Below are 12,264 nucleotides of genomic sequence, written 5' to 3'. Positions count from 1 at the left end.
GGGATGAACAAACGGCATTGGATTTCAGAGGGGCCTTTTCTGACAATGGCACCACTTGTTCGATCGGAGCGTTCATGTCATCCCAACTGCAGTCGGTTCCTTCCTATCTCCACGCCGATGATCTCGGCCCCTGGGGCAACTATCTTCGTCAGGTCGACCGCGTCGCGCCGTATCTCGGCTCGCTTTCGCGCTGGCTCGAAACGCTCAAGCGTCCGAAGCGCATCCTGATCGTCGATTGCCCGATCGAACTCGACAACGGCACTGTTGCGCACTTCGAAGGCTATCGTGTCCAGCACAACGTTTCGCGTGGTCCCGGCAAGGGCGGCGTGCGTTATCACCAGGACGTTACGCTCTCCGAAGTGATGGCGCTTTCCGCGTGGATGTCGGTGAAGAACGCCGCGGTGAACGTGCCGTACGGCGGCGCGAAGGGCGGTATCCGCGTCGATCCGCGCACGCTGTCGCGCGGTGAACTCGAGCGCGTCACGCGCCGCTACACCAGCGAAATCGGCATCATCATCGGGCCGAACACCGACATTCCCGCGCCGGACGTCAACACGAACGAGCAGATCATGGCGTGGATGATGGACACCTACTCGATGAACCAGGGCCAGACGGCCACGGGCGTTGTGACGGGCAAGCCCATCTCGCTCGGCGGCTCGCTCGGCCGCCGCGAAGCCACGGGCCGCGGCGTGTTCGTCGTCGGCTGCGAGGCCGCGCGCCGCACGGGTCTGTCGATCGACGGCGCACGCATTGCCGTGCAGGGCTTCGGCAATGTGGGCGGCATTGCCGCGCGCCTCTTCCAGGAAGCGGGTTCGAAGATCGTCGCCGTGCAGGACCATACCGGCTCGCTCTACAACTCCAGCGGCATGAACGCGGAAGCGCTGCTCGAGCACGTCGCGAAGACGGGCGGCGTGGCAGGTTTCGCGGGCGCCGAAGTCATGGCGAACGACGAATTCTGGACCGTCGAAACCGACATTCTCATTCCGGCCGCGCTGGAAAACCAGATTACCGAGAAAAACGCCGGCAAGATCCGTACGAAGATCATCGTGGAAGGCGCGAACGGCCCGACCACGACGGCCGCCGACGACATCCTGCACGACAAGGGCGTGCTCGTGATTCCCGACGTGGTGGCGAACGCGGGCGGCGTGACCGTTTCGTACTTCGAGTGGGTGCAGGACTTCTCGAGCTTCTTCTGGACCGAGCACGAAATCAACGAACGGCTCGAGCGCGTGATGCGCGAAGCCTTCACGGCGGTGTGGCAGGTGTCGAGCGAGCAGAAGGTCTCGATGCGTACCGCGGCGTTCATCGTTGCATGTAAGCGCATCCTGATGGCGCGCGAAATGCGCGGCCTGTACCCCTGATCGAATGACGAATCAGTGACAGGTTTTTGCGCCCCATATCCAGGCGCACCGAAGGCGGACGTTCTCCACAAGAGGGCGTCCGCCTTCGCACATTCAGGCCGCATCCAGGTGCTACGCCAGGGTCACTCTTGATTCTTTCAAAAAAATTACTTTGCTACACTGGCGGCGGTTCCTGTACCGGAGAAAACAATGCAAATCAAAAAGACCGCCGCTCTGCTCGCCCTCCTTGGTTTCGTCGCCACCAGCGCGTACGCGCAGGACGCGGGCACGCTCAAGAAGATCAAGGACACGGGCGTCATCTCGCTGGGGCACCGCGAGTCGTCCATTCCTTTTTCGTACTATGACGACAAGCAGAATGTGATCGGCTACTCGCAAGACTACGCGATGAAAATCGTCGAGGCGGTCAAGCAGAAGCTGAACATGCCGAACCTGAAGGTCAAGCTGGTGCCCATCACGTCGCAGAACCGCATTCCGCTCGTGCAGAACGGCACGGTGGACATCGAATGCGGCTCGACCACCAACAACGTCGAGCGTCAGCAGCAGGCCGCCTTCACGAACACGATCTTCGTGATCGGCACGCGCCTCATGACGAAGAAGGACTCGGGCGTCAAGGACTTCGCCGATCTCAAGGGCAAGACCGTCGTGACGACGGCGGGCACGACGTCCGAGCGCCTCCTGCGCAAGATGAACCAGGAGAAGAGCATGGGCATGAACGTTATCAGCGCGAAGGACCACGGCGAGTCGTTCATGACGCTCTCCACGGGCCGCGCCGTGGCGTTCATGATGGACGACGCACTGCTCGCGGGCGAGCGCGCCAAGTCGAACAATCCGGGCGACTTCGTGATCGTCGGCCAGCCGCAGTCGCGTGAGGCGTACGGCTGCATGATGCGCAAGAACGATCCTGAGTTCAAGAAGGTCGCCGACGACGCCATCGCCAAGGTCCAGACTTCGGGCGAAGGCGACACGATCTACAAGAAGTGGTTCGAATCGCCGATTCCGCCGAAGGGTCTCAACCTGAACTTCCCGATGAGCGACGACATGAAGGCGCTGTTCAAGAATCCGAACGACAAGGCGATCGATTAATACGGCCTCGGCCGGTCGACCCCGCATTTAGCGTTTAGCACGGAACGGAAGAAGCGCCGCTTCTTCCGTTCTTTTTCTTGGAGTCTCTCGATGTCCTATCACTGGAACTGGGGCATTCTGCTCAGCCCGGTCTCGACGGGCGAACCCACCACGTACCTCGGCTGGATTCTCTCCGGCCTCTGGGTGACGGTATCGGTGTCGCTGTGCGCGTGGGTGATCGCGCTCATCGTCGGGTCGTTCTTCGGCGTGCTGCGCACGGTGCCGAACCGATTTCTCGCGGGCATCGGCACGGTCTACGTGGCGATCTTCCGCAATATTCCGCTCATCGCACAGTTCTTCATCTGGTACTTCGTGCTGCCGGAAATCGTGCCCCAATCGATAGGCAATGCATTCAAGCAGTCGCCGCCGGCCGTGCAGTTCTTCAGTGCATCGGTCATATGTCTCGGGCTCTTTACCGCGGCGCGCGTATGCGAGCAGGTGCGCTCGGGCATCAACGCGCTGCCGCGCGGTCAGCGCGCGGCCGGCCTTGCAATGGGCTTCACGCAGTGGCAGACCTACCGGTATGTATTGCTGCCGGTCGCGTACCGCATCATCGTGCCGCCGCTTACATCCGAGTTCCTCAACATCTTCAAGAACTCGGCGGTCGCCTCGACGATCGGGCTGCTCGACCTGTCGGCCCAGGCGCGTCAGCTCGTCGATTACACGGCGCAGACCTATGAGTCGTTCATCGCCGTCACGCTCGCGTATGTGCTCATCAACCTCGTCGTCATGACGCTCATGCGCTGGGTCGAGGCGAAGGCGCGTCTGCCCGGCTACATCGGAGGCAAGTAATGCATCACTTCGACTGGAGCGGCATTCCGGGCGCGCTGCCCACGCTGTGGACGGGCGCGATCATCACGTTCAAGATCACGCTGTGCGCGATCGTGGTCGGCATTCTGTGGGGCACGCTGCTCGCGCTCATGCGGCTTTCCAGCGTGAAGCCGCTCGAATGGTTCGCCAAGGGCTACGTCACGGTCTTCCGCTCGATCCCGCTCGTGATGGTGCTGCTGTGGTTCTTCCTGATCGTGCCGCAGGTGCTGCAAAACGTGCTGGGCCTGTCGCCCGACATCGACATTCGCCTCGCTTCCGCGATGATCGCGTTTTCGCTGTTCGAGGCCGCGTATTATTCGGAGATCATTCGCGCGGGCATTCAGGCGGTGCCGCGCGGGCAGGTGAACGCGTCGTTCGCGCTCGGCATGCATTACGGCCAGGCCATGCAGTACGTGGTGCTGCCGCAGGCATTTCGCGCGATGGTGCCGCTCTTGCTCACGCAGGCCATCGTGCTCTTTCAGGACACCTCGCTCGTGTACGTGATCAGCCTCGCCGACTTCTTTCGCACGGCCACCAATATCGGCGACCGTGACGGGACGATGGTCGAGATGGTACTGTTCGCGGGCGCGTGTTATTTCGTGATTTGCGTGATCGCGTCGAGCCTTGTGAAAGGTCTTCAGAAAAAGGTCGCAAGATGATTTCAATTAAGAACGTTTCGAAGTGGTACGGCCAGTTCCAGGTGCTGACCGACTGCACGACGGAAGTGAAGAAGGGCGAGGTGGTGGTCGTCTGCGGGCCCTCGGGCTCGGGCAAATCCACGCTCATCAAGACCGTCAACGGGCTCGAACCGTTCCAGCAGGGCGAGATTCTCGTGAACGGCGAGTCGTTGGGCGACAAGCGCACCAACCTCTCGAAGCTGCGCTCGAAGGTGGGTATGGTGTTCCAGCACTTCGAGCTGTTCCCGCATCTGTCGATTACCGAGAATCTCACGCTCGCGCAGATCAAGGTGCTCGGCCGCGGCAAGGACGAGGCCACGCAAAAGGGCCTGAAGTTGCTCGACCGCGTGGGCCTGCGTGCCCATGCCGATAAATTCCCGGGGCAGCTCTCGGGCGGTCAGCAGCAGCGCGTGGCGATCGCGCGGGCGTTGTCGATGGACCCCATCGCCATGCTGTTCGACGAGCCGACCTCGGCGCTCGACCCCGAGATGATCAACGAAGTGCTCGACGTGATGGTGGAGCTTGCCCAGGAAGGCATGACCATGATGTGCGTGACGCACGAAATGGGCTTTGCCAGGAAGGTCGCGCACCGCGTGATCTTCATGGACCAGGGGCTCATCGTCGAGGACGACCAGAAGGAAGCCTTCTTTGCGAGCCCGAAATCGGACCGCGCGAAGGATTTTCTGGCGAAGATCCTGCACTGAGCTTTGCACGCTGGCAGCAAGCAAAAAGCCGCGCCCGATGCGCGGCTTTTTCGTTTCGGCTTCGCCCCGCTTATTCGCCCCAGGTTTGCAGGGCGGCCACGGCCTGCGAGTCGACCTCGCCGGGCTGCGCGGCGCACGGCGCGCTGGCCGACGCATCGAGCGCCGGATTGGCGAGCTTGTCGAGCACCTTTTGCGGCACCGGCACGCGCGTCTGGGCGATCACGTCGCCGTGCTGGAACATCAGCAGGTCGCCGGGGGCGAAGCGCGTCCACACCTCGTTGTCGGTGAGCGGCGCGGTGGCGATCACGGCCACGCGGTCCTCGGGCGTCGTGTACTTGGCGAAGTCGATGGAGACATCGGCATCGACGAGATGCGCCGTCGAAAACGGCCAGCGCCGCACGAGATAGTAGAGATGCGTCGAGCAATGCGCGAACAGCGCCTGGCCGTTCGACATCAGGAAGTTGAAGACGCCGAACTGCGTGACCTCGCGCGTGAGCGACTCCAGCGCGGCGAACAGTTCGTCGAGCGGCGGCTGCGCACCCGGAAACGCCTTGCGCAAGCCTTGCAGCAGCAGGCAGAACGCGCGCTCGCTATCGGTCGTGCCCACCGGCTGGTATACGCCCGACAACACCGGATTGAAGTCCTGCAGGTCGCCGTTGTGCGCGAAGATCCAGTGGCGGCCCCACAGCTCGCGCTGGAACGGATGACTGTTCTCGAGCGCGCAGTTGCCTTGCGTGGCCTTGCGGATGTGGGCGATGGTGTTGCGCGACTTGATGGGGTAATGCTTGACCATCTCGGCGATGGGCGAACGCGCCGAAGCCTCGTTGTCGATGAAGAGGCGGCAGGCCTTGTCCTCGAAGAACGCGATACCCCAGCCGTCGGCATGGTGATCGGTGGCGCCGCCGCGCGCCGCGAATCCGGTGAAGGAGAACGTGACGTCCGTCGGCGCGGCGCAATTCATTCCGAGAAGTTGGCACATGGTGCTGATGATGCGTGATGCAACGAAGGCGGCTGAGACGGCTCGTGCGGCGGCAGCAGTGGAAGGCGGGGCCCGCCGTCGACCCGTTACAATAATGGTTTCCCAAGCATATCACCGGCCTGCGGGTCGCCAATACGAAATTTGTCGGATGCATTGCAGGATTGCCGCCATGAACGCCTCTTCCCCCACGACTCTCACGCTTGCCCGTCCCGACGACTGGCACCTGCACGTGCGCGACGGCGCGATGCTCGCGGCCGTCCTGCCGCACACGGCGCGCCAGTTCGGCCGCGCGATCATCATGCCGAACCTCAAGCCGCCCGTCACGACGACGGAAATGGCCGCCGCCTACCGCGAGCGCATTCTCGCTGCGCTGCCGGCGGGCTCGGCGTTCGAGCCGCTGATGACGCTCTATCTCACCGACAACACGCCGCCCGAGGAAATCCGCCGCGCGAAGGCAAGCGGCTTCGTGCACGGCGTGAAGCTGTATCCGGCGGGCGCGACGACCAACTCGGACGCTGGCGTGACGGATATCCGCAAGTGCGCGAAGACGCTCGAAGCCATGCAGGAAGTGGGCATGCCGCTGCTCGTGCACGGCGAAGTGACGAGCGCCGACATCGACCTGTTCGATCGCGAGAAGGTCTTCATCGACCGCGTGATGACGCCGCTGCGCCGCGATTTCCCGGCGCTCAAGGTGGTGTTCGAGCACATCACGACGAAGGACGCCGTGGACTACATCCGGGCCGATAACGCCGCGCCGGGCCTGCTCGGCGCGACGATCACCGCGCATCACCTGCTGTACAACCGCAACGCGATCTTCCAGGGCGGCATCCGTCCGCACTACTACTGCCTGCCGGTGCTCAAGCGCGAGACGCATCGCGTGGCGCTCGTGGAGGCGGCGACTTCGGGCGACCATCGCTTCTTCCTCGGCACCGACAGCGCGCCGCACCCGAAGGGCCTGAAGGAGCACGCGTGCGGTTGCGCGGGCTGCTACACGGCGCTGCATGCGCTCGAGTTGTACGCCGAAGCGTTCGACAATGCTGGCGCGCTCGACAAGCTGGAGGGCTTCGCGAGCTTTTACGGCGCGGACTTCTACGGGCTGCCGCGCGCGACCGAAACCGTCACGCTGCGCCGCGAGACCTGGACGCTGCCGGCCGAGGTCGAGGCCGGCGACACGCCCGTCGTGCCGCTGCGCGGCGGCGAGACGATCGGCTGGAAACTCGCTTGAACGAGGCGGGGCCGCGCGTGGCTGCGGGCGCAACGATCGACGCGGTCCGCACAGTCGATGCGCACGCACCGATGCCGGCCCGCGCGCCGCGCCGGACCATGCCGCTGGGCAGTTTCAACGACATCGACTGGTCACGCCCCTGGTCCGCGCAGCACGAAGCGCGCGGCCGGCGCTGGCAGCAGGCCGCGCTGGCGGGATACGCGGCATACCTGGATGAACTGAACGCCGACGCGCGCGCCGCCGCCCAAAGCACGGGCCGCGGCCAGCCGCTACGCTTTATCGCGCAGGACGACCTGCCCGAAGGCTCGGCCTACGAGGCGCATATCGCGGCGACGGGTTGCGTGCCTACGCGCCACAATCTCCACGACTTCTTCAACGCACTGGCATGGTTCGCGTTCCCGCGCATCAAGGCGACGCTGAACGCACGCCAGGCCGCGGCGATCGACGTGCTGGGCGTGGGCGCCACGCGCGGCGGCGTGCGCGACGCGCTTACGCTCTTCGACGAGAATGCGGTGCTCTTTGCCTCGTCTGACGCGGCGCTCATCGCGGCGTTGCGCAGCTTCGACTGGCGCGCGCTGTTCGTGGCGCAGCGCACGGGCTGGGAAGCCGTGGGCGGAGAGACGCCTGGCGAGGCGCGCTGCGAAGTTCGCGTTTTCGGCCATGCGCTGCTCGAAAAGCTGACCTCGCCCTATGCGGCGTGTACGGCGCACGCATGGGTGGTCGAGGTGCCGCGAGCGTATTTCACGTGGTCCCGCGCGCAACGCAACGCGTATCTGGACGAGACGGTGAGCGCCGCGCTCGCCGCCGACGCCGCGCTCAACGGGCGCAGCTTCGCGCCGCTGCCGGTGCTCGGTATTCCCGGCTGGTGGGCGCCGAACGAGGACCCGTCGTTCTACGACGACGCGTCGGTCTTTCGCGCCGGTCGGCGGTCGCGCTGAAGACCGGCACGCGGGGCTCGATCCGGCCCCAGGTGCCGCGCGCGCGTACGTGCTAAGATCGCGCCTCGCAAAGCAGGCCAGGCAGTCGCGGCTCCGAGGTTTCGGCCGAGGAGGCGAGGAAAGTCCGGACTCCACAGGGCAGGGTGATGGCTAACGGCCATCCGTGGCGACACGCGGAACAGGGCAACAGAGAACAGACCGCCGATGGCCCGACTTCGGTCGGGATCAGGTAAGGGTGAAACGGTGCGGTAAGAGCGCACCGCGTCTGCGGCGACGTAGACGGCACGGTAACCTCCACCCGGAGCAATTCCAAGTAGGCTGGCTAGCATCTTCGAGATGCAGGACGGGGCCCCTGTCACGCCAGCGGGTAGGAAGCTTGAGCGCGTCAGCAATGGCGCGCCTAGAGGAATGGCTGCCACGCGCGGCGCGTCTTCGGACGCGGCGTGTGCACAGAATCCGGCTTATCGGCCTGCTTTGCAGCCTCATTCATGCAAAAGCCGGCACGGTTCATCGAAGAACCGTGCCGGCTTTTTCTTTTGTCGCCGCCTGAGCGTCGCAGGGCCTTAAGCCGCGACGATCTCGAACGTATGCGTGATCTCGGCGGTCTTGCCGATCATGATCGACGCCGAGCAGTACTTGTCGTGCGAGAGGTTGATCGCGCGCTCCACGGTGGCCGGGTTCAAATTCTTGCCGGTCACGGTGAAGTGAAAGTGGATCTTCGTGAAAACCTTGGGATCTTCGCTCGCGCGCTCGGCCTTGAGCGTCACGCTGCAGCCGCTCACTTCCTGACGGCTCTTCTTGAGGATCAGCACCACGTCGTAGGCCGTGCAGCCGCCCGTGCCGAGCAGGACCATTTCCATCGGCCGCGGCGCGAGGTTGTGGCCGCCGCCTTCCGGCGCGCCGTCCATGTTGACGAGATGGCCGCTGCCCGTTTCGGCGGCGAACGCCATGCCGTCCTGTCCCATCCAGCTAACTTTGCATTCCATGTGCGTATGCCTCTGCGCGGTTTCTTGATTCAGACGGCATTGTAGCCCGCCACTTACAGGTATGTCCGAGGGGACAGGGGCAGAAGCCTCTTACGTCCTACGCCTGAATGTTGCGGCGCGACATCCGTCAAACAAGGCGGATTTCCCTTACGCAATTAGGGGTTTCGCTCTAGCCAAGTCGCCGCATTTTTGAGGTGACATTTGGTAGGTGTTTGATTTTTAAGGAATTTATGTTGGGTGTGCCTTGATATTTTCATTTCATATCGTGGTGTTGCATTTCGTAATGCAAACGCTCTTGCGTCGCACAAGGCCTGTCCGTATAATTCAGCTCATTGGTTGTCGTGCTTCACGACACCTCAGCATGTCTCCTCCACCCTCCTCCAAAGAGTGGATTAAGCCCGAACAACGCGTTCGGGCTTTTTTTCGTCCTCACCCCGCGTTTTGCTTTGCTGCAAGCAATTTTTTGACTTGACGGCAAATTTCCTTTTATAATCTTGGGTTTCCCGCATCCATGCCCGCGGGAGAAAAACAGGGAGAGCCTGCGCCGACGTCAACGAGCGTCACCACACAAGCAGGACGAAACTGGGCAAAGCATATTTTTTGGATCGATCATGAAGACTTTTTCCGCCAAGGCACATGAAGTGCAGCGCGAATGGTACGTGATTGACGCGACGGATAAGGTTCTCGGCCGTGTCGCCAGCGAAGTGGCACGCCGTCTTCGCGGCAAGCACAAGCCTGAGTTCACCCCGCACGTCGATACGGGTGATTTCATCATCATCATCAACGCCGGCAAGTTGAAGGTCACGGGCAACAAGACCACCGACAAGAAGTACTACCGTCACTCGGGTTACCCGGGCGGTATCTACGAAACGACGTTCGGCAAGATGCAGGAACGCTTCCCGGGCCGCGCGCTCGAGAAGGCCGTGAAGGGCATGCTGCCGAAGGGCCCGCTCGGCTACGCGATGATCAAGAAGCTGAAGGTCTACGCTGAAGCAACGCACCCGCACTCGGCGCAACAGCCGAAGGCGCTCGAGATCTAAGGGGAGCCCACATGATCGGTAACTGGAATTACGGTACGGGCCGCCGCAAGAGCGCCGTCGCTCGTGTCTTCATCAAGTCGGGCAAGGGCGAAATCGTCGTCAACGGCAAGCCCATCGCCGACTACTTCTCGCGCGAAACGTCGCTCATGATCGTGCGTCAACCGCTGGAACTCACGAACCACGGCCAGACGTTCGACATCAAGGTGAACGTGACGGGCGGCGGCGAAACCGGCCAGGCCGGCGCAGTTCGCCACGGCATCACGCGCGCGCTGATGGACTACGACGCAACGCTCAAGCCGGCACTGTCGCAAGCTGGCTTCGTCACCCGTGACGCACGTGAAGTGGAACGTAAGAAGGTCGGTTTCCACAAGGCACGTCGCCGCAAGCAGTTCTCGAAGCGTTAATTGGCGCTTTGGGCCTGCGCCCCTCGCGGGGCGCAGCGCCGCTGCAAAAGCCGTCCGCGCTCCGTGCGCCGGGCGGCTTTTTCGTTTTATCGGCGCGTCCCATGCGTGGCGCGCAAGCCGCGATAATCTGGAGAAACCCTTGATTTCGTGGGCTTAAGCACGATATCGGGAAGAGCCCTACAATAGCGGCTAGAAGCTTTTTTGGAGAGTTCGAATGAGCGCTGTCACCGAAACTACCGCGACCGAAATGCCCGGTCCCTTCGTTTTCACCGAAGCAGCGGCTGACAAGGTCAAGCAACTGATCGACGAGGAAGGCAACCCGGAGCTGAAGCTGCGCGTATTCGTGCAGGGCGGCGGCTGCTCGGGCTTCCAGTACGGATTCACGTTCGACGAGACGGTCAACGAAGACGACACCGTGATGAACCGCAACGGCGTCCAGCTTCTGATCGACTCGATGAGCTATCAGTACCTCGTCGGCGCCGAGATCGACTACAAGGACGATCTGAACGGCGCGCAATTCGTCATCAAGAACCCGAACGCGACCACCACGTGTGGTTGTGGCTCGTCGTTCTCGGTTTGATCGATTGCCTGCGGTAAAATACGGAACGGGGCTTCGGCCCCGTTTTTCATTCGTGCGCCCGGTTGACGTGCGGGCGTGCGCACTCAGCGCGGATAAATCGCGCCCAGCACGCGTTCGCCGGCCGCGCCCGTGACGGCCGCAAGATTGCCCGGCTCGCGAGCGAGGCAGCGCATGGCGAGCCACGCGAACGCAAGCGGCTCCACCTGATTAGGCGGCACGCCTAGCGCTTCCGTCGTCATGACGGGGACGCCCGCCACACCGCCCGTTTCGAGCGCTTTTTGCAGCGCCGCCATCAATGCCGCATTGCGCGCGCCGCCGCCGCAGACATACACCGCGCGGCAATCGCTCGCATGCCGTTCGATCTCGCGCGCGACGCTCACGGCAGTCAGCGCGACCAGCGTGGCTTGCACGTCGGCGGGCGTGAGCGACTCGAAACCCTTGAGCTTGTCGTCGAGCCATTGCGCGTTGAAAAGATCGCGGCCTGTGCTCTTGGGCGGCTGCTGCTCGAAGAACGGGTCGTCCAGCAGGACGTTCAGAAGCGGCTGATGCAGATTGCCGCTGGCGGCGAACTTGCCGTTCTCGTCGTAAGGCTTGCCGAGATGGCGTTCGGCCCAGAGGTCGAGCAGGGCGTTGGCCGGGCCGCAGTCGAACCCGCGCACCGCGCCCGTGGACGAAAGCACCGTGATGTTGCTGATGCCGCCCAGGTTGCAGACCACGCGCGTTTCTTCCTGCGAGCCGAACAGCGTCGCGTGGAACGCGGGCACGAGCGGCGCGCCCTGACCGCCCGAGGCGACGTCGCGGCTGCGGAAGTCGGCGATCACGTCGATGTGGGTGAGTTCCGCGAGCAGGGCCGGGTTCTGGATCTGCACCGTATAGCCCTTCTCCGGACGATGCCGCACGGTCTGGCCGTGCGCGCCGATGGCACGCACGTCGCCGGCCGAAACATTGCCCGAGCGCAGCAGCTCGTGACAGCACACCGCGTAGCGGGCCGCGAGCGCATTGCCGGCGAGCGCTTCGCGCTCGATCTCGTTCTCGCCTGGTTGCTGCAACGAAAAGAGCGCCTCGCGCAGCCCCTGAGCGAAGCCGACGAAGGCCTCCGCCAGCACCACTGGCCGCTGGCCAGCCTCGAAGCGCACGGCGATGCCGTCCACGCCGTCCATGCTCGTGCCCGACATCAGGCCGAAATACACGCCGTCGGCGGCGTGTGCGCTCTCGTTTCGTGCGTCGCGTGGCGCCACGTTGTGCTCCTTTATCAATGCCATTCAGTGTTCCTGCGAGGGAATTATCGACGCAATGCCGTTCGAGCGTAAGCCGAACGGCTGACTGTTGGCCGCCTTCGCGGCGTGGGACGCTTCTTTCTGCCGCTCGAACACGGGCGGCACTGGAGCCTGTGCGAGATCAACCCTTGGGGTTTTGTTGTTGACCGCGCGATGCGCCA

13 protein-coding genes and 1 other RNA gene are annotated in these 12,264 nt (G+C 63.3%); 11 read left to right on the top strand and 3 right to left on the bottom strand.

The features are described from left to right. Nucleotides 1–74: 74 nt before the first annotated feature. The 5 genes from U5768_RS13135 to U5768_RS13115 all read left to right on the top strand — a co-directional run bounded on the left by U5768_RS13135 (nucleotide 75) and on the right by U5768_RS13115 (nucleotide 4,674). Nucleotides 75–1,361 carry a Glu/Leu/Phe/Val family dehydrogenase gene (locus U5768_RS13135; RefSeq protein WP_322030821.1) on the top strand — a complete coding sequence of 429 codons (1,287 nt, stop codon included), beginning with the start codon at nucleotides 75–77 and terminating at the stop codon, nucleotides 1,359–1,361. Nucleotides 1,362–1,550: 189 nt separating this feature from the next. After that, nucleotides 1,551–2,444, top strand: coding sequence for a glutamate/aspartate ABC transporter substrate-binding protein (locus U5768_RS13130; RefSeq protein WP_322030820.1), 894 nt, complete (start codon nucleotides 1,551–1,553; stop codon nucleotides 2,442–2,444). A gap of 90 nt (nucleotides 2,445–2,534) precedes the next feature. Further along, nucleotides 2,535–3,275 (top strand): amino acid ABC transporter permease, encoded by a 741-nt coding sequence (locus U5768_RS13125; RefSeq protein ID WP_322030819.1) that lies wholly within the window; start codon nucleotides 2,535–2,537, stop codon nucleotides 3,273–3,275. Then, the gene (gene gltK / locus U5768_RS13120) at nucleotides 3,275–3,952 is read left to right on the top strand and encodes a glutamate/aspartate ABC transporter permease GltK (RefSeq protein ID WP_322030818.1); all 678 of its coding nucleotides are present in this window, start codon (nucleotides 3,275–3,277) and stop codon (nucleotides 3,950–3,952) included. The genes U5768_RS13125 and gltK overlap by 1 nt, the downstream gene beginning before the upstream one ends. Next, nucleotides 3,949–4,674, top strand: coding sequence for an amino acid ABC transporter ATP-binding protein (locus U5768_RS13115; RefSeq protein WP_322030817.1), 726 nt, complete (start codon nucleotides 3,949–3,951; stop codon nucleotides 4,672–4,674). Before gltK ends, U5768_RS13115 begins: the two co-directional genes overlap by 4 nt. Nucleotides 4,675–4,744: 70 nt before the next feature. Here the strand turns inward: U5768_RS13115 and U5768_RS13110 are convergent, their stop codons facing one another. After that, the gene (locus U5768_RS13110) at nucleotides 4,745–5,653 is read right to left on the bottom strand and encodes a class II glutamine amidotransferase (RefSeq protein ID WP_322030816.1); all 909 of its coding nucleotides are present in this window, start codon (nucleotides 5,651–5,653) and stop codon (nucleotides 4,745–4,747) included. Nucleotides 5,654–5,801: 148 nt separating this feature from the next. On the opposite strand from U5768_RS13110, the gene pyrC reads away from it, so the two are divergent. The 3 genes from pyrC to rnpB all read left to right on the top strand — a co-directional run bounded on the left by pyrC (nucleotide 5,802) and on the right by rnpB (nucleotide 8,296). Next, nucleotides 5,802–6,878, top strand: a complete 1,077-nt coding sequence (gene pyrC / locus U5768_RS13105) for a dihydroorotase (RefSeq protein ID WP_415913893.1) — start codon at nucleotides 5,802–5,804, stop codon at nucleotides 6,876–6,878. Next, a complete protein-coding gene (locus tag U5768_RS13100) occupies nucleotides 6,875–7,816 on the top strand; it encodes a DUF3025 domain-containing protein (RefSeq protein ID WP_415913892.1) in 942 nt (313 codons plus the stop codon). The genes pyrC and U5768_RS13100 overlap by 4 nt, the downstream gene beginning before the upstream one ends. A gap of 69 nt (nucleotides 7,817–7,885) precedes the next feature. Further along, nucleotides 7,886–8,296: RNase P RNA component class A (rnpB, locus tag U5768_RS13095), an RNA gene on the top strand. A gap of 83 nt (nucleotides 8,297–8,379) precedes the next feature. Here rnpB and U5768_RS13090 read toward each other — a convergent pair. Next, nucleotides 8,380–8,802 carry an OsmC family protein gene (locus tag U5768_RS13090; RefSeq protein WP_027795839.1) on the bottom strand — a complete coding sequence of 141 codons (423 nt, stop codon included), beginning with the start codon at nucleotides 8,800–8,802 and terminating at the stop codon, nucleotides 8,380–8,382. A 611-nt stretch (nucleotides 8,803–9,413) separates the two neighbouring features. On the opposite strand from U5768_RS13090, the gene rplM reads away from it, so the two are divergent. From rplM to erpA, 3 genes are all read left to right on the top strand, one after another. Further along, the gene (gene rplM, locus U5768_RS13085) at nucleotides 9,414–9,842 is read left to right on the top strand and encodes a 50S ribosomal protein L13 (RefSeq protein WP_028201949.1); all 429 of its coding nucleotides are present in this window, start codon (nucleotides 9,414–9,416) and stop codon (nucleotides 9,840–9,842) included. 11 nt (nucleotides 9,843–9,853) lie between these two features. Further along, on the top strand, nucleotides 9,854–10,246 hold the full coding sequence (gene rpsI / locus U5768_RS13080; RefSeq protein WP_158948273.1) for a 30S ribosomal protein S9: 393 nt from the start codon (nucleotides 9,854–9,856) through the stop codon (nucleotides 10,244–10,246). Between the two features lie 214 nt (nucleotides 10,247–10,460). Beyond that, nucleotides 10,461–10,826: an iron-sulfur cluster insertion protein ErpA gene (gene erpA, locus U5768_RS13075; RefSeq protein WP_042262553.1), complete on the top strand. Its 366-nt coding sequence runs from the start codon at nucleotides 10,461–10,463 to the stop codon at nucleotides 10,824–10,826. Nucleotides 10,827–10,909: 83 nt separating this feature from the next. Here the strand turns inward: erpA and U5768_RS13070 are convergent, their stop codons facing one another. Continuing rightward, nucleotides 10,910–12,088: an anhydro-N-acetylmuramic acid kinase gene (locus U5768_RS13070; RefSeq protein ID WP_322030814.1), complete on the bottom strand. Its 1,179-nt coding sequence runs from the start codon at nucleotides 12,086–12,088 to the stop codon at nucleotides 10,910–10,912. Nucleotides 12,089–12,264 lie beyond the last annotated feature (176 nt).

This window comes from Paraburkholderia sp. J76, from assembly GCF_905220295.1.
GTDB lineage: Bacteria > Pseudomonadota > Gammaproteobacteria > Burkholderiales > Burkholderiaceae > Paraburkholderia.
This window is presented reverse-complemented; position numbering and strand designations above follow the sequence as displayed.

What these genes read in the sequence shown, in the direction of transcription:
- U5768_RS13135 (WP_322030821.1), top strand. Translation starts at nt 75, where the DNA reads ATGTCATCCCAACTGCAGTCGGTTCCTTCCTATCTCCACGCCGATGAT.
- U5768_RS13130 (WP_322030820.1), top strand. Translation starts at nt 1,551, where the DNA reads ATGCAAATCAAAAAGACCGCCGCTCTGCTCGCCCTCCTTGGTTTCGTC.
- U5768_RS13125 (WP_322030819.1), top strand. Translation starts at nt 2,535, where the DNA reads ATGTCCTATCACTGGAACTGGGGCATTCTGCTCAGCCCGGTCTCGACG.
- gltK (WP_322030818.1), top strand. Translation starts at nt 3,275, where the DNA reads ATGCATCACTTCGACTGGAGCGGCATTCCGGGCGCGCTGCCCACGCTG.
- U5768_RS13115 (WP_322030817.1), top strand. Translation starts at nt 3,949, where the DNA reads ATGATTTCAATTAAGAACGTTTCGAAGTGGTACGGCCAGTTCCAGGTG.
- U5768_RS13110 (WP_322030816.1), bottom strand. Translation starts at nt 5,653, where the DNA reads ATGTGCCAACTTCTCGGAATGAATTGCGCCGCGCCGACGGACGTCACG.
- pyrC (WP_415913893.1), top strand. Translation starts at nt 5,802, where the DNA reads ATGCATTGCAGGATTGCCGCCATGAACGCCTCTTCCCCCACGACTCTC.
- U5768_RS13090 (WP_027795839.1), bottom strand. Translation starts at nt 8,802, where the DNA reads ATGGAATGCAAAGTTAGCTGGATGGGACAGGACGGCATGGCGTTCGCC.
- rplM (WP_028201949.1), top strand. Translation starts at nt 9,414, where the DNA reads ATGAAGACTTTTTCCGCCAAGGCACATGAAGTGCAGCGCGAATGGTAC.
- rpsI (WP_158948273.1), top strand. Translation starts at nt 9,854, where the DNA reads ATGATCGGTAACTGGAATTACGGTACGGGCCGCCGCAAGAGCGCCGTC.
- erpA (WP_042262553.1), top strand. Translation starts at nt 10,461, where the DNA reads ATGAGCGCTGTCACCGAAACTACCGCGACCGAAATGCCCGGTCCCTTC.
- U5768_RS13070 (WP_322030814.1), bottom strand. Translation starts at nt 12,088, where the DNA reads ATGGCATTGATAAAGGAGCACAACGTGGCGCCACGCGACGCACGAAAC.